At 46.0% G+C, this 15949-nt stretch carries 15 protein-coding genes, 2 riboswitches and 1 other annotated feature; all 15 genes read left to right on the top strand.

Annotation, left to right across the window (positions count from 1 at the left end; all coding sequences use genetic code 11):
* Nucleotides 1-44 precede the first annotated feature (44 nt).
* The 15 genes from AAC978_RS03435 (at nucleotide 45) to AAC978_RS03365 (ending at nucleotide 15746) form a co-directional block, all read left to right on the top strand.
* Nucleotides 45-494: a cell division protein SepF gene (locus AAC978_RS03435; RefSeq protein ID WP_341546570.1), complete on the top strand. Its 450-nt coding sequence runs from the start codon at nucleotides 45-47 to the stop codon at nucleotides 492-494.
* 3 nt (nucleotides 495-497) lie between these two features.
* Nucleotides 498-785 (top strand): YggT family protein, encoded by a 288-nt coding sequence (locus AAC978_RS03430; RefSeq protein ID WP_341546569.1) that lies wholly within the window; start codon nucleotides 498-500, stop codon nucleotides 783-785.
* A 9-nt stretch (nucleotides 786-794) separates the two neighbouring features.
* The gene (locus AAC978_RS03425; RefSeq protein ID WP_341546568.1) at nucleotides 795-1592 is read left to right on the top strand and encodes a YlmH family RNA-binding protein; all 798 of its coding nucleotides are present in this window, start codon (nucleotides 795-797) and stop codon (nucleotides 1590-1592) included.
* Nucleotides 1593-1606: 14 nt separating this feature from the next.
* Nucleotides 1607-2065: a DivIVA domain-containing protein gene (locus tag AAC978_RS03420; protein WP_341546567.1), complete on the top strand. Its 459-nt coding sequence runs from the start codon at nucleotides 1607-1609 to the stop codon at nucleotides 2063-2065.
* A gap of 105 nt (nucleotides 2066-2170) precedes the next feature.
* Entirely contained in the window at nucleotides 2171-2638 is a 468-nt protein-coding gene (locus tag AAC978_RS03415) for a hypothetical protein (RefSeq protein WP_341546566.1), read from the top strand.
* Nucleotides 2639-2687: 49 nt separating this feature from the next.
* Nucleotides 2688-2897 (top strand) — a binding site (T-box leader).
* Between the two features lie 49 nt (nucleotides 2898-2946).
* A complete protein-coding gene (gene ileS / locus AAC978_RS03410) occupies nucleotides 2947-5715 on the top strand; it encodes an isoleucine--tRNA ligase (RefSeq protein ID WP_341546565.1) in 2769 nt (922 codons plus the stop codon).
* 254 nt (nucleotides 5716-5969) lie between these two features.
* Nucleotides 5970-6830, top strand: a complete 861-nt coding sequence (locus AAC978_RS03405) for a methyl-accepting chemotaxis protein (protein ID WP_341546564.1) — start codon at nucleotides 5970-5972, stop codon at nucleotides 6828-6830.
* 127 nt (nucleotides 6831-6957) lie between these two features.
* A riboswitch (glycine riboswitch) is annotated at nucleotides 6958-7063 on the top strand.
* Nucleotide 7064: 1 nt separating this feature from the next.
* Nucleotides 7065-7141: riboswitch (glycine riboswitch) on the top strand.
* 89 nt (nucleotides 7142-7230) lie between these two features.
* Nucleotides 7231-8328, top strand: a complete 1098-nt coding sequence (gene gcvT, locus AAC978_RS03400) for a glycine cleavage system aminomethyltransferase GcvT (protein WP_341546563.1) — start codon at nucleotides 7231-7233, stop codon at nucleotides 8326-8328.
* Between the two features lie 290 nt (nucleotides 8329-8618).
* Nucleotides 8619-9005: a glycine cleavage system protein GcvH gene (gene gcvH, locus AAC978_RS03395; RefSeq protein WP_341546562.1), complete on the top strand. Its 387-nt coding sequence runs from the start codon at nucleotides 8619-8621 to the stop codon at nucleotides 9003-9005.
* Between the two features lies 1 nt (nucleotide 9006).
* A complete protein-coding gene (gene gcvPA / locus AAC978_RS03390; protein ID WP_341546561.1) occupies nucleotides 9007-10347 on the top strand; it encodes an aminomethyl-transferring glycine dehydrogenase subunit GcvPA in 1341 nt (446 codons plus the stop codon).
* Nucleotides 10344-11810, top strand: coding sequence for an aminomethyl-transferring glycine dehydrogenase subunit GcvPB (gene gcvPB, locus AAC978_RS03385; RefSeq protein WP_341546560.1), 1467 nt, complete (start codon nucleotides 10344-10346; stop codon nucleotides 11808-11810). The genes gcvPA and gcvPB overlap by 4 nt, the downstream gene beginning before the upstream one ends.
* Before the next feature lie 130 nt (nucleotides 11811-11940).
* Complete coding sequence (locus tag AAC978_RS03380) at nucleotides 11941-12519, top strand: phosphate propanoyltransferase (RefSeq protein WP_341546559.1); 579 nt, start codon at nucleotides 11941-11943, stop codon at nucleotides 12517-12519.
* Nucleotides 12520-12704: 185 nt separating this feature from the next.
* The gene (locus AAC978_RS03375) at nucleotides 12705-13949 is read left to right on the top strand and encodes a BaiN/RdsA family NAD(P)/FAD-dependent oxidoreductase (protein ID WP_341546558.1); all 1245 of its coding nucleotides are present in this window, start codon (nucleotides 12705-12707) and stop codon (nucleotides 13947-13949) included.
* Nucleotides 13950-13960: 11 nt separating this feature from the next.
* Nucleotides 13961-14605, top strand: coding sequence for a hypothetical protein (locus AAC978_RS03370; RefSeq protein WP_341546557.1), 645 nt, complete (start codon nucleotides 13961-13963; stop codon nucleotides 14603-14605).
* Between the two features lie 211 nt (nucleotides 14606-14816).
* The gene (locus AAC978_RS03365) at nucleotides 14817-15746 is read left to right on the top strand and encodes a 1,4-dihydroxy-2-naphthoate polyprenyltransferase (protein WP_341546556.1); all 930 of its coding nucleotides are present in this window, start codon (nucleotides 14817-14819) and stop codon (nucleotides 15744-15746) included.
* The last annotated feature ends 203 nt before the right edge of the window (nucleotides 15747-15949 follow it).

Below are 15949 nucleotides of genomic sequence, written 5' to 3'. Positions count from 1 at the left end.
TCACATAGAAGTATTCATTTATTGATTTTAAGGAGGTTACTAAAATGGCAAAGTTGTTAGACAAAGTGATTGGAATTATGGGTTTTGCTGATGAAGACTTTGAAGACGATTATTTTGAAGAAGATGACCAAGAAGAGGTTGTCCGAGAAGAAACAAGAGCAACAAACAATCGCAAGGGGGCACAAGTAGTAAGTATCCATACCCAAAAGCAGGTTAAAGTCGTTGTACTCGAACCCCAAGCTTTTGAAGATTCCCAGAACATTGCTGATCAGCTAAAAAATCGCCGTCCGGTGATTGTGAACCTGGAAAATGCAGATCGTAATTTGGCAAAAAGGATTGTCGACTTTGTGAGTGGGACGACCTATGCTTTGGGTGGAAACATGCAAAAGGTTGGCAATGGCATTTTTCTTTTTGTTCCCAATAATGTAGATATTTCCGGGGAAATGAAGGATGATTTTAAGGAAAAGGGATTTTTCTGGTCTTTAACAAAATAAGGAGTGATTAATATACTATTCGTTTATCAAGTAGTTCACACCGTCATCACGATCCTTATGTGGGCTATCATTGCGCGGGCCTTGCTCTCTTGGTTTCCTAACGTACCATATAATAGTTTGGTACGGGCACTTTATGAGATTACAGATCCTCTGCTGAAGCCCTTTCAGCGTTTTCAGTTTGGGGGACCTGGATTTGGCATCGATATTTCGCCGATCCTTGCCTATTTTACGCTTATGATTATTAAGACGGCTGTTTTGCCCGGCTTATTACGTCTTCTGCTTTCCTTTTAGAGGCACATTATGAACCATCGTATGGATCGCACTAGCTTGAATTTTTGGTCTGATAAAGAGTTGAAGCTTGAAGCAGCACATCTCTTGGATTTGTGCGAGGATGCCCTCAACACCTCAAGGCCGGTTTGGACTCCCTTTTTAAGTCAAGCCTTAGGGAACTGGTTTGAAGGGATTCTGCGACGGGAAGGTCTCGTTTTTCGAGCCGAGGGCGGACTGCCTGACGCGGAAAGAGCCCGGTTTTTGATTGGTGACGATCATCGTATGCTCGATAGTGTTGCCAGTGAGGTTAAGGTTTTAAGAGCAAAGACCCTTGATCCCCATGGGACGATGGAACATCGTCAGATTTTGGGTTCTCTGATGGGTATGGGATTAAAACGAGAAGTGATTGGGGATATTCGCGTCGGTGAACACTGCGCTTTTGTAGCAGTAGCCCATGGTATAGCTGATGTTCTGCTCAGCCAATGGGATAAAGCCGGACGGGAACGGATCCAAGTGGAGCTTGTCGAAGGAGATCAGGAGATTCCAGCTGAACAGGGAGAAGAGCGGCGCATTACCGTAGCATCATCAAGGATAGACGCAGTTGCTTCCAGTAGTTTTAATGTCTCCCGCTCTATCTTCCAAGAGCACATTAAACAGGGGAAGGTAAAGCGTAACGATCTAGTAGTTTCCAAAACAGATCTAGAGGTTAAGCAGGGAGATATTCTATCTTGTCGGGGCTACGGTCGAGTTCGTTTAGTAGAATCGATGGAGACTCGCAAGGGGAGAATTGCTTGGAACATCATTCGCTATATACCTCGGAAGACATAAGAGGGGGATGAATTATGGCATTAACTCCTATCGATATTCAAAATAAAGAGTTCCGCAAAGGGGTCCGAGGTTATCATACGGAAGAAGTGGAGAAGTTTCTGGAAAGCGTCAGCAAGGAATTTGAGGTTGTTTACGCCGAGAATTTTGAACTGAGAGATAAGGTCCAACGTTTGGATGCGGAGCTAAGGCAATACAAGCAATTAGAATCCACCTTGCAGCAGACGATGGTGCTAGCTCAGCAAACTGCTGATGAAGTCAAACAAGCTGCTCGTCATGAGGCTGAACTTATTCTCAAGGAAGTTGAACAAGAGAAAGTAAGACGAATAACCGAAGCTCAGAATAAGCTGCAATATGTTAATGATGAAATAGAAGAATTGCAAAAACGTCGGGAAATGATTCGTACTCAACTAAAATCCTTTTTACTTGCCCAATTGGATTTGGCGGAAGCCTTTGAAAAGGATCGTGTTTCCTAAACTATCGTGATTCCTTAACAATCCTGTCTCATGAATGCTTGCACTACCATAAGAGATTGTGCTAGAATGAAATCTAGACATTTTTAAAGGGGAAGAAGATTTCTTATGAAGAGCATTTTGTTTTCGGAGCTTGACTCCGACTTTCTTGTGCAAGGTTTAGGAATGCATAAGGAGGAACAAGGTTTTTTCACAGGGAAGATTGGGCGCCACGAAACAGAGCTGACCTCTTCGCCTGATACTCTGAAGGATATTGAAGAAGCTCAAGTCATTTATATTGGCAAGGCAGAGCCTGGTCCTTATCGTGAGGGCGATATCTTGATGGCTGGCAGTGATGATCTTTTGGATCGTGCGTTCCGTGCTTTAGATGAAATGGAGCAACGGGGTGTGGTGGTGGGCTTATCGACTGAGCCGGATTCTTATCCTATGACTTTAAAGCGCGAGGATCTTAATCAATTCACCATCGTGTGGAAAGATAGAAAGACCCCCTATCTCTGCTTGTTTATGGGGGAACCAGTTAATCTTGAAGGCCAAGCCAAGCTGGTTACGATTGTTCGCAAGGTGTTGAATGACTAAACCTCACTAGGTATGGGTATTATTATTGGTATCATAAAGTTCTAAATAATTAAGTGCGTTGAAAAGGACTGTCCTTGAATGGAGCCTCTATAGCGAGCAGGAGATGGTGAAAGCCTGTGAGGTGAACCAAGGAGTATCCCCTTTGAGTGAAGTGCTGAAACTTTGAGTAAGCCTTCCGCCTCGTCCCCGTTAAAGGACTCCGAGTGGCCGGGACATCCGGCAACAAGGGTGGTACCGCGAGTAATATCCCGTCCCTTTTTAGGGATCGGGATTTTTTATACTTTAACTCATCACAGGAGGAATCTACTATGGATTATCGGGATACGTTGAATTTACCGGAAACAGAGTTCCCTATGCGTGGAAATCTTCCCCAGCGGGAACCGGAAATTATGCAAAAATGGGAAGATCAAGACATCTATGACACGGTGCAAAAGGCAAGGGACGGCCGTCCGAAGTTTATTCTCCATGATGGGCCGCCCTATGCCAATGGGGATATTCACCTTGGCCATGCATTAAATAAAGTTATCAAAGATATTATCGTCAAATATAAAACCATGAATGGCTTTGATGCCCCATATGTCCCCGGTTGGGATACTCATGGTTTGCCTATTGAGCAACAGGTCATAAAGAAGTTAGGCGTCAACCGTCATGCGGTCTCCGTGGTTGAGTTCCGCAGAATGTGCAAGGAGTACGCCAAAAAGTATGTCGGCATTCAGCGTGAGCAATTTAAACGGCTAGGTGTACGGGGAGATTGGAAAAAACCCTATTTGACCTTGGAAAAAGAGTATGAGGCGGCTCAAATCGGTGTCTTCGGTAAAATGGCACGCAAGAACTATATCTATAAGGGCTTGAAGCCCGTCTATTGGTGTCCCTCTTGCGAAACGGCTCTGGCTGAAGCAGAGATCGAATACGCAGAGAAAACATCGGATGCTATTTTTGTGAAATTTCCTGTCAGGGAAGGAAAGGGCGTCCTTACAGAGGACAACACTTATGTTATCATCTGGACCACAACCCCTTGGACGCTTCCAGCAAATTTAGCGATTACCTTGCATGAGGAGTTTACCTATGTACAGGTTCAGGTAGAAAATGAACATTGGATTGTGGCGGAGGGGCTACTAGATAGCTTACGCTCGACTTGGGATTTAGAACTTCCTATTGAAAAGCGCTTTGTGGGTAAAGAATTGGAAGGTGTGATAGCTAAGCATCCTTTCATCGATCGGGATTCCGTACTCATCCTTGGGGATCATGTAACCCTGGAAGCCGGTACCGGGTGTGTTCACACGGCTCCCGGACATGGAGAAGAGGACTTTAACGTGGGCAAAGAATATGGCCTGCCAGTCCTTTGCCCTGTTGACCATCAAGGGAAATTTACTGCTGAAGGCGGAGCTTATGCCGGCATGAAGGTAGATAAGGCAAATCCGGTGATTATTGAAGACCTCAAGAATCTTCATGCCTTGGTTCATGAGGCTAAGATTAAGCATAGCTATGCTCACTGTTGGAGATGCAAAAACCCCATCATCTATCGGGCAACTGAACAGTGGTTCGCCTCCATTGATGGTTTCCGCAAGGAAGCTCTGAACGAAATTGATCATGTCCAATGGATTCCTACCTGGGGTAAAGACCGCATCTATAACATGGTAGCGGATCGAGGAGACTGGTGTATTTCCCGTCAACGGACTTGGGGTGTGCCCATTCCCATTTTCTTCTGCGAGGATTGTGGAAAAGAGATTATCACCGATGAAACCATCACCAAGGTTCAAGAAATCTTCCGTGTCGAAGGCTCAGATGCGTGGTTTGTCCGTCCGGCCGAAGAACTCTTGCCGGAAGGCTTCACCTGCTCCTGCGGTGGCAAGTCCTTCCGCAAGGAAACGGATATCATGGATGTTTGGTTTGATTCTGGTACCAGCCATACAGGAGTGTTGATGGAGCGAGAAGAGCTTGCTTGGCCAGCTGATCTTTACCTGGAAGGTTCGGATCAACATCGGGGTTGGTTTAATTCCTCCCTTTCAACATCCGTTGCTGCCTATGGCAAGGCCCCTTATAAAGCCGTCTTAACCCATGGCTTCATTGTGGATGAGAAAGGCCGAAAAATGTCCAAGTCTTTAGGTAACGGTGTGGATCCCTTACAAGTTACCAAGGATATGGGTGCGGATATTCTGAGACTCTGGGTTTGTTCAACAGACTACAAAAATGACGTTGCCGCCTCACCGCGGATCATGAAGCAGATGACGGAAGCCTATCGTAAGATCCGCAACACGTTAAGATTCTTACTCAGTAATCTCAATGACTTTGATCCTGCTAAGGATCGGGTCGCCTATGAGGAGTTACCGGAAATCGACCGTTGGGCTTTGCTCCAACTGGGAAAAGTCATTGACCGTGTTTTGCAAGGGTATGAAAAATATGAATTCCACTGGGTTTATCATAGCGTTCATAACTTCTGTGCTGTAGAATTGAGCGCGATTTACCTAGATATCGCCAAAGATCGCCTTTATGTGGAAGGCAAGAATTCGGCTCTGCGTCGCGCATCTCAGACCGTACTCTATGATGTCCTTGATGCTCTTGTACGCCTGATTGCTCCGGTATTAACCTTTACGGCAGATGAGATCTGGCCATATATCCCAGCAATAGCTGAAGGCTCGAATATCCAAACTGAGGAAATGCCAAAGGTTAATCCCCAATGGATGGATGCAGTTTTGGAAAAGAAATGGGATACTCTATTGGCTGTGCGTTCAGAAGCAACGAAGGCCCTCGAAAAGGCTCGTCAAGATAAGCTGATTAACCACTCGTTGACAGCTCGAGTCGAGATTTACCCGAATGCAGAACTCGAAGCATTCTTGAAGGCTATTCCGAACTTGGCGGAGATTTTTATTGTCTCTGAGGTTTATGTACACCAAGCAGGAGAGGGAAAACCAGAAGGAATCACCATGGCGGAATCCATTGAAGGGCTTGGCATCGCAGTGGGCTCGGCGGCCGGTGATAAATGTGAACGTTGTTGGATTTATGATGCTAAAGTGGGTCAAGATCAAGACCATCCGAGTCTATGCCCAAGATGTGCATCGGTGGTAAGCCGCCTCTAGAACTTAGATAAATAATTGGTTGTTATTTAGAAAGACTTCTTGGAACTTTACCAGGCAAGTCTTTTCTCTTTTATTTAATACCCAAAATAATACCCAAATTAGAGTAATAGGTCACAATTTATTCCTTAAATCATTGGACAATTATTAGATAAGTGAGTATTATAAAAATAATAGGAAAATTGCGCGTTTTATAATTTTTTCGGCCCCTTAAGGAGTTGACACTAAGACGCACAGCAGAGGTAGGAGAGAGGATTATGAAAAAAGTCACGGAGAATCTGGCCAACCGAATTGTTGATTTGATTTACTCGGAAAGTGGATACCACGGCATCGTCTGTGACCCCCATGGCATTATTATTGCTGATTCAGCAAGGCTACGGGTAGGCGTTTTACATGCGGGCGCTCAGCGCATTATGAGTACTCCAATCAACGAAATCAAGATTACAGCGGAAGATGAAGCCAATGGTTCAGGACAGATCCGCGAGGGCTTGAATCTTGCTATTTTTTTAGAAGAAGAAAAGGTGGGAACCTTTGGAGTTGCCGGACCCCTCGCCATCGTGACTCCTGTGGCTAAGGTTGCTGCTGCCATGGTTGCTTATTTGCTACGTGATGAAGAGCTTAAGGAAATTCTTAAGAAGCATGTCGATCATATAGGAGAGTCTATCGAGCAGGCTGCCGGAGCACTGGAAGAAATGGCTGCCTCTTCTGAAGAGGTTGCCAGTGTGAGCCAGACTGTCGCTACTGTCGCCCAAGAGGCTAAGCAGCAAGTAAAGGCTACAGAAGGGGTCACTGAATTTATTCGTCGTGTGTCGAAGCAAACGAATCTCTTGGGCCTTAATGCAGCAATTGAGGCGGCTCGAGCTGGTGAGTTGGGTAAAGGGTTTTCAGTGGTTGCCGGTGAGGTCCGGAAGCTAGCCGAGGAAAGCAATCGTTCAGCTAATGAGATCAATGACCTTCTGATGAAGTTTCAAGAAACCATGGAAGAAATCGTTAAGGGTGTATTTCAAAACAATGTGATTGCCCAAGAACAAGCAAAAGCTACTCAAGAAATAGCGATGATGGTTCAAGAATTGCAACACGTGGGCAATGATTTGAACGGTATCGCTCACAAGCTTTAAGGGGCAGTACATCGTTAGTTTTGCATAATGAATTTTACATAATTAATTATTAGAATCTTAGGGCAATAGTCTAGACGAATCTCAGTTTCCTGACTATAATTAAAGCAGATAATTGTATAGGTTTCGAATGATTCTAGCGGGAGAGACTCATGTGTTGAGCGCCGAAGGAGAAACGGCCAGAATGTCGCACTATTCTGGGGGAAACTCTCAGGCAAAAGTACTGCTGGAAGACGAAACTCTGGAGAGCTTCTCAGATGAGAACACCAAAGGGGTAGCCGCTAGGTAATCTCTCAGGTTAAAGGGACAGAGGTAACGCGACGCGTTATTCCCTCTGTTTTTTTATTTATTTTCATCTTTTTAGCTGAATTAGTAAATACTCATATTTTAGGAGGTGGTTGAAGTGGCAGAACTCAAAAGAACTCCGCTCTATGAAGAACATCAAAGGTTGGGAGCCAAGCTCATCGATTTTGGCGGTTGGGAAATGCCCGTTCAGTATGCAGGAGTTATTGAAGAACACAAGGCAGTACGCAATCAGGCAGGACTTTTTGACGTCTCTCATATGGGTGAAGTAGAGGTCAAGGGTCAGGATGCTCTAGCATTTATTCAATACATACTCACCAATGATCTATCCCACCTGAAGGATGGACAAATTCAATATTCCCCCATGTGCTACCCGGATGGAGGAATCGTCGATGACCTGCTCGTATATCGAATGCGTGAGGGCCATTATTTAATTGTCGTCAATGCCTCTAATACGGATAAAGATTTTGCCTGGATGCAGGAGCAAACCAAGAATTTTGCGGTGAAGCTGGAGAATCGTTCCCAAGAGTATGCGCAATTGGCCTTACAAGGTCCCCAAGCAGAGAGAATTCTCCAAAAGCTGACAGATCTAGATTTGCAAGAAATCAAGTATTACTGGTTCAAGCAAGGGGAAGTGGATGGCGTGCCTTGTCTGGTTTCACGGACGGGGTATACCGGGGAAGATGGGTTTGAAATTTATCTATCTCCTGAACAGGCACCGCAAATGTGGCGGAGAATCTTAGAAGCGGGAAGTGAAGTGGGTGTGCAGCCCATCGGACTCGGGGCTCGCGATACGCTGCGTTTTGAGGCTCGCTTACCCCTATATGGCAATGAATTGGGTCCAGATATTACTCCTTTGGAGGCAGGACTTGGCTTCTTTGTGAAGTTGGCTAAAGAAGATTTCATCGGCAGGGAGGTCCTTTTGGCTCAGAAGGAAAAAGGGGTGCCCCGTAAGCTCGTCGGTCTGGAAATGATCGAGAGGGGAATTGCTCGTTCCCACTATCCCCTTCAGAGGGAGGGTAAAGAAATTGGGTTTATTACTTCAGGCTCTTTTTCTCCAACCTTAAATAAAAACATTGCTTTAGGTCTCATTCCCGCGGAGTATGCCCAACTAGGAGAAACACTCGATGTTATGATTCGGGGCAAAGCAGTCAAGGCTCAGATTGTGCCTTCTCAGTTCTATAAGCGGCCCCACTGATGAATGAGAATATTTTCTGGGTCGAGTAGCTTATCCACTCCGTGGATAAGTCAGCTAGGGCTTCTGTTCATTCTTCACACAAGCCGAGTTTCCTATAACGCCCTTCCGCGCTAAAGAAAGCTTGGCTTATGGCGAGTGAAGCGAGGCAGAAGCCTTAGCTGCCTTTTACACAGTGAAATCGCTCTCACCGGTATGTTAAGCTACGCTCATGGGTCACTTTTTCTCAGAGTAGTAATAACAGATGCAAGTATTGGGGACTGTAGTCCCACATAATTAAGGAGGATGATCATATGAATCCAGTGGAATTAAAGTACAGCAAATCTCATGAGTGGACTAGGGTAGAAGGAGATACAGTAGTTTTAGGAATTACCCAACATGCCCAAGAAAGCTTGGGAGATGTAGTATTTGTTGAGTTACCGGAGGTCGATACGACCGTGGTAGCAGGGCAAGCTTATGGAACAGTGGAATCTGTGAAGGCGGTATCGGATATTATCTCCTCTGTCGGGGGCAAGGTCATCGAATTCAATCAAGAGGCCCTGGATTCTCCCGAGCTACTGAACAACGATCCCTATGGAGAGGGTTGGTTAGTTAAAGTAGAAGTTGATGACTTAAAGGATTTAGATGGATTAATGTCTGCCGCCGAATATGAAGCGTTTCTCGCGGAGGAGGGCCATTAATATGAATTATGTGCCGAACACAGTGGACCAGCAAGAACAGATCCTGGCCCGAATAGGAGTCAACTCGATTGAAGAGCTTTTTGCGGATATCCCAGAAAGCGTTCGGCGCCAAGCTCAATTAAAGATTCGGCAAGGCATGTCTGAATATGAATTGGTGAAATCAATTCAAGGACTTGCTGCCCAAAATACTACGGTCGAAGAGTATGATTCTTATCTGGGAGCAGGGGCCTATGAGCATTTCATCCCCAGTTATGTAGACCAACTTCTGCTCCGCTCGGAGTTTTATACGGCCTATACTCCGTATCAACCGGAGATTAGCCAAGGGACCCTGCAAGCGATCTATGAGTTTCAGACTCTTGTCTGCGAATTGACGGGCATGGACGGGGCCAATGCTTCCATGTATGATGGAGCATCTGCTTTAGCTGAAGCAGCCCTGATGGCTTGCGATGCTACCCGTCGCAAGAAAGTGCTTGTGCCGCAAACACTTCATCCGGAATATCGAGAAGTACTCCAAACCTATCTGCTTCCTCGCGGTGTGGAAGTTGAGTCTATTCCCTCCACCAACGGCGTCATTAACCTCGACGCATTAGAAGGCGCGCTTAATCAAGAGGTGGGAGCAGTCTTGTTGCAAAGCCCAAATTTCTTTGGGGTTATTGAACAAGCTGAGGAGATTGGCAAGTTAGCACACGCCAAGGGGGCGCTACTGGTCATGGCGGTGAACCCAGTATCCTTAGGATTGCTTAAATCTCCTGGCGAGCTCGGTGCGGATATCGTGGTGGGAGAAGGACAGCCCTTTGGCAATCCTTTGAATTTCGGTGGTCCCTATCTTGGTTTCTTAGCATGTCGTGAAAAATACATACGGCGGATGCCGGGGCGGATTGTCGGAGCCACTAAGGATAAAAACGGCAAGAAGGGTTATGTACTCACCTTGCAGGCTAGGGAACAGCATATTCGTAGAGAGAAGGCAGCGTCAAATATCTGTTCAAATGAGGCCCTTTGTGCCCTTGCGTTTACCATTCACCTCTCGGGATTAGGTAAAAAGGGGCTCAAGGAGATGGCCCACCTTAATCTGCAAAAAGCCCATTATGCGGCTCAAGAGATTGGGAAGCTCCCCGGAATGTCCCTAGCGTTTAGCAGTCCGTTTTTTAACGAGTTTGTGATCAAAACCCAAATCAGTCCTCAGAGAGTCAATGAACACCTTTTACAGCATAAGATCATCGGCGGTCTCGATTTATCCCGTTTCGACCCGGAACTGAATCAGCATCTTCTTTTCTGCGTCACAGAGACCAAGAGCAAGGAAGATATCGATCGGCTAGTGGCCAGAATGGGGGAGATACAATGAAAGCACTAGAACCGCTTATTTTTGACCTGAGCCAAGAGGGCAGGACAGGAGTTAGTTTGCCCCCCTGTGATGTTCCGGAGGTCTCCTTAGAGACCCTAGTTCCAAGAGAATTCTTGAGAGAGAAGGAAGCGGAGCTCCCCGAAGTCTCGGAAGTGGACGTGGTCCGTCACTTCACCAGACTGTCCACCTTTAACCATGGGGTGGATACAGGCTTCTATCCCTTAGGCTCCTGCACTATGAAGTATAATCCCAAGGTTAATGAAAGACTGGCACGTCTGCCGGGCTTTAGTCAGATTCATCCCTATCAACCGGAAGCCTTAGTTCAAGGTGCTCTGGGTTTGATGGTTGAACTTCAAGAGGATCTGGCGGAGATTACGGGTATGGATGCCTTTACCCTCCAGCCGGCTGCTGGCGCTCATGGTGAAATGACGGGAATTCTCATCATAAAAGCCTACCATGAGCAACAGGGGGATTTTAAGCGAACGAAGGTTATTGTACCGGACTCTGCCCATGGAACGAATCCCGCGACAGCGGCCATGGCGGGCTTTGAGATTGTGCAAGTACCTAGTAATGAACGTGGCGGGGTGGATATTGAGGCCTTGCGCCAAGCGGCCAATGAGGAAGTAGCGGCCTTAATGCTGACTAATCCGAACACCCTAGGTCTTTTTGATGAGAATATCTTAGAGATCGCTAAGATAATCCACGATGTGGGTGGTCTAATTTACTACGATGGGGCCAATGCCAATGCAATTATGGGGATTGCCCGTCCTGGAGATATGGGCTTTGATGTGGTCCATATCAATCTTCACAAAACCTTCTCTACTCCACACGGTGGAGGCGGTCCGGGGTCAGGACCTGTAGGAGTCAAAGAGTTTCTCGCACCCTATTTGCCGAAGCCTGTGGCAGTGCGCACGAGCGATGGGAAATTCACCCTCGACGCAGATCGTCCTCTTTCTATTGGACGGGTCAGAGCTTTCCAAGCTAATTTTGGGGTATTGGTTAGGGCCTATGCTTATATCAGGGCTCTAGGGGGAGAAGGGTTGACTGCTGCGTCTCAAAATGCTGTCCTCAATGCCAATTTCCTAATGAGCATCTTAAAAGAGCACTATCATCTGCCCTATGACCGAATCTGCATGCACGAGTTTATTATTACTCCGCAAAATCTCAAAGGATACGGTGTTCATACTTTGGATATCGCCAAACGACTTTTGGATTATGGCTATCATCCGCCCACGATTTACTTCCCACTCATCGTGGAAGAGGCGATGATGCTTGAACCTACGGAAACGGAAAGCATGGAAACCCTTGAACAATTTGCTCAGGTCATGATAAAAATTGCTGCCGAAGTTCAAGATGATGTAGAAATGGTGAAAAACGCTCCCCATCATACGTTGGTCACTCGCTTGGATGAGACAGGCGCAGCCAGAAAACCCGATCTCCGTTGGCGAAAAGTTGAAGATTGAGCAGTATTGAATTGCAATTTTAAAGAAGCAATTTTCTGATGCAGATTTTTAGCGAAATATGGAGTATAATTATAAGTTGTAGATTAGCATAGAGATAGCGTCTAGAAACTTTAACCAGGAGGTCATGTTCATGAAAACCTTTCAAGTACCCGTCGGAATTTCTAACCGTCACATTCATCTCTCTGAGGAACATATCGGTATCCTTTTTGGTGCCGGACACCAACTCACTCGGACAAAGGATCTATCTCAACCGGGTCAATTTGCCTGTGAAGAGACTGTAACCTTAGTAGGACCTAAAGGTTCGATGCCCGGTGTGCGTGTGTTAGGACCTGCTCGTAAAGCCACCCAAGTGGAGCTTGCAGCTACAGATACCTTTAAGATTGGGGTAAAACCCCCGGTTCGTGATTCGGGAGATATTGCAGGCAGCCCTGGATTGGAAGTAGTCGGCCCCGCCGGAAAAGTCCAAGTTGAGGCTGGAACGATTATTGCAGCTCGTCATATTCATATGACACCGGAAGATGCTGAAAAATATGGCGTGAAAGATGGGGACCATGTTAAGGTTCAAGTGAATGGACCACGGGCAGGAGTTTTTGAACGCGTTCTGATCCGGGTAAGCCCTAATTATGCCTTAGATATGCATGTGGATACAGACGAAGGCAATGCCTTTGGCTTAAGAAATGGAGATTTGCTGGACGTCATTGTCGGTTAATCCTTTCGCTTTACAATATCTAAAAATAGAAAGATAAGAAAACCTGAAATATTCACGGATAAGAGCTACGGTGTTTGATCAAGAGCACCGTAGCTTTTTTATGCTTTTGACTTCGCCTTAAAATTGCTCTATTCCATAAAAATGGTGTATGATATAAAGTGATTTAGACCGTGAGGGGGATACCAATGCCTAAGGGGAAACAACTCAAAGTCGTCGTGATCGGCGGCGGGGCCGCTGGTTTGTTTGCTGCAATCATTGCCGGTCAGGCTGGAGCGGCGGTGACTATCTTAGAGAGAAATCAGCGGGTCGGCAAGAAAATCTTAGCCACGGGTAATGGGCGTTGTAATCTAACCAATACGGATCTGCAACTATCGCATTATCATGGTCAGAATCCGCGATTTGCTGTGAAGGCTTTGCAAGCCTTTGATAATAATCAAGCCATTGAGTTTTTTGAGGGCCTTGGCATTGCTCATAAGGTGGAAGAGGAAGGTAAAGTATTTCCTTTTTCTAATCAAGCCTCCAGCGTCTTAGATGTCCTACGCTATGAAGTGGAACGTTTAGGAATTGAAGTGGTATTGGAAGCGGAAGTGAAAGGACTTCGCAGACTGGACAAAGGCTTTGAGGTCTTGACGAAGGATGGAAAAGAGTACTTTGCCCATCGAGTCATTCTCGCGACAGGAGGGAAGGCTGCTCCAAACTTGGGTTCTACCGGGAGTGGCTATGCCTTGGCTGAGAGTTTGGGGCATCGTCTTGTAGAGCCGTTTCCGGCCTTAGTACAGCTTAAGCTTGCCGAACCCTTTCTGAAGCAGATCAAAGGTATCAAATTCGAGGGGTTGGCTGAGATTATTGTCAAAGATAAATCCCTGGCCCAAGCCCAAGGGGAATTGCTATTCACGGAGTACGGAATTTCCGGACCGCCAATTTTTCAATTAAGCCGTGCGGCTGCCGAGAAATTAAAAAGTAAACAAGAGGTATGCGTTAAGGTCTCGATGCTTCATACCTGGACAAAGGATAAGCTGGCTCACTACCTGCAGAAACGCTGGCAAGATCAGCCGGAAAAAAGTGTGCACTTTAGCTTCGTTGGCTTTATTAACAAGCAATTAACACCTGTTGTTTTGAAACAGGCGGGTATTGAGGATATGCACAAATTGGTCGCGGAGCTTACTTCCCGCGAGAAGGAGGCTATCCTGAATATACTGCAGGACTGGCGTTTTCAGATTACCGGAACCAACACTTGGACAGCTGCTCAAGTGACGGCCGGTGGCATTGACGTTCGCGATATCCATCCGGCGACTATGGAATCCAAGCTTGTGGCGGGACTTTTCTTTGCTGGAGAAGTTATGGATATAGACGGGGACTGTGGCGGCTATAATCTTCAATGGGCTTGGTCCTCAGCCCATTTGGCGGGTAAAAACGCCGCTGCCGATTAAGGAGTTGGGGAATGTTGATATCAAAAGCCATTGCACATCCTGATGTGTTTGAGCATATTAATCCAGATGACCATCAAGTGGCTTATGGTTCCTGTCAGAGATGGTATCCGACGACTTTCCAGCGTCTGGCGGGCTGTGGCCCTTGTGCAGCTACAAATATTTTTTATTATTTAACCTACGAGCAGCGTTCACCTGCGGATCGGCTGCAAAGTCAAAAGGATTGGGTTGCTTTGATGAAGGAACTGTGGCACTATGTTACTCCTTCATTACGAGGAGTTCATAAACTAAGCATGTTTTACAAACCAATGCTGGCTTTTGCTCAGACCAAGGGGATTGAGCTGGAATATTATCTTTGCGAAGTACCTGAGGCAGTCTACAGACGCCCGAGTTTAGCTAAGATGATTGATTTTTTGGCGGACGCACTGGATAACAATGCGCCGATTGCCTTTTTAAATTGGCATAATGGTGAGGTAAAAAACCTGAGCCGTTGGCACTGGGTCACCATTATTCAACTCGACTATGAGGAGGATAAGGGCAAGGCCAGCGTTACGATTTTGGATGAAGGTATCTTAAAGAAGGCTGACCTAGCCTTGTGGATTAAGACAACGACTCTAGGTGGAGGTTTTGTTTATTTCACAAAAAGTAACGGAGACTAAGAGGAGCCACTGGGCTCCTTGAATTTTTTCCTTTATTGACATTCGGGTATTGGTTATAATAAGTAAGGTTAGGTTTGTCTCGAAGTTTAGGTAGGAATAGGATGTTAGTTTTATCAGAAATAAGCTTATTGTCGATTGTTGTTAATTTGTTAAGCTATAAATGGATGGATTACCCTTGTTGCGTGGTAAAGTCCTAAAAGAGGAGAAAGTTATGAAGGTAGAGCACAACGATGCACATTCAAATAAGAAAAACTGGAAGATATGGTGGGAGTTGATCCGGCCCCATACTTTGACAGCGGCCTTTGTGCCGGTTCTCTTGGGCTCGGTTCTGGCACTGTTGGAGGGCAAAACAAACGCTTTGCTCTTTGCAGCGATGATGGTGGCTAGTGTGCTTATTCAAGCAGCAACCAATCTCTTCAACGAGTATTATGATTTTAAGCGAGGGTTGGATACAGAGAAATCAGTAGGTATCGGCGGTGGCATTGTGCGCCATGGGATGTCGCCACGCTTAATCATGACCCTAGCCCTGACGATGTATGGGATTTCCGTTCTTTTGGGTGTTTATATCTGCGCATCTTCCTCTTGGTGGTTGGCAGTGGTGGGCTCGATTTGCATGCTCATGGGTTATCTCTACACTGGAGGACCCTACCCCATTTCCTACACTCCTTTAGGAGAACTATTTTCCGGCTTGTTCATGGGTTTCTTGATTATTTTGATTGCGTTTTTTATCCAAACAGGTTATGTTTCCGGTATAGCGGTCTTGGTTGCTGTACCCAGCGGTATTTTAGTAGGTCTCATCAATTTAGGGAATAATCTCCGCGATCATGATGGGGACAAGGCCAATGGGAGAAAGACTATCCCGGTCGTCTTAGGACCGCAAAACGCCGTAAAATTTATGGCTGTGATGTTTGGACTTGCTTATTTATGGCTGGTGGGACTTGTGGTGTCAGGGACGATTACTCCTTGGATTCTTTTGTCCCTGCTGAGTATTCCCAAAGCGATCCAAGCGACCCAAGGCTTTGTCGGCAAGACCGAGCCTATAACCATGATGCCGGCGATGAAAGCCACGGGACAAACGAATACCTATTTCGGATTATTGATGGTTATAGGACTTTTTATCAGCTATTTGCTAGCTATTTAACACCGGACTAACCCTCCTTGAGTTCCATAGCTAGGCTGAAGAATTGTTTTTCTTAGGGTGTGCTTCAACATGTATCCGACCTTAGAATTTCGAAGAGATTAAGTGAAAGGTTTCTGAATTCAGAAATAGGATTTTGAGAAATAGAATGCGAAAAGTTAGAGCGCTCCTCTTGAGGTAGACAGTTAAGACGCAGTAACTGTTGA

The sequence above is a fragment of the Desulfitobacterium sp. THU1 genome, assembly GCF_038181555.1.
In the GTDB taxonomy this organism is placed as follows: domain Bacteria; phylum Bacillota; class Desulfitobacteriia; order Desulfitobacteriales; family Desulfitobacteriaceae; genus Desulfitobacterium.
The sequence above is the reverse complement of the archived record's forward strand: the minus strand, read 5'-3'. Positions and strand labels throughout refer to the sequence as shown.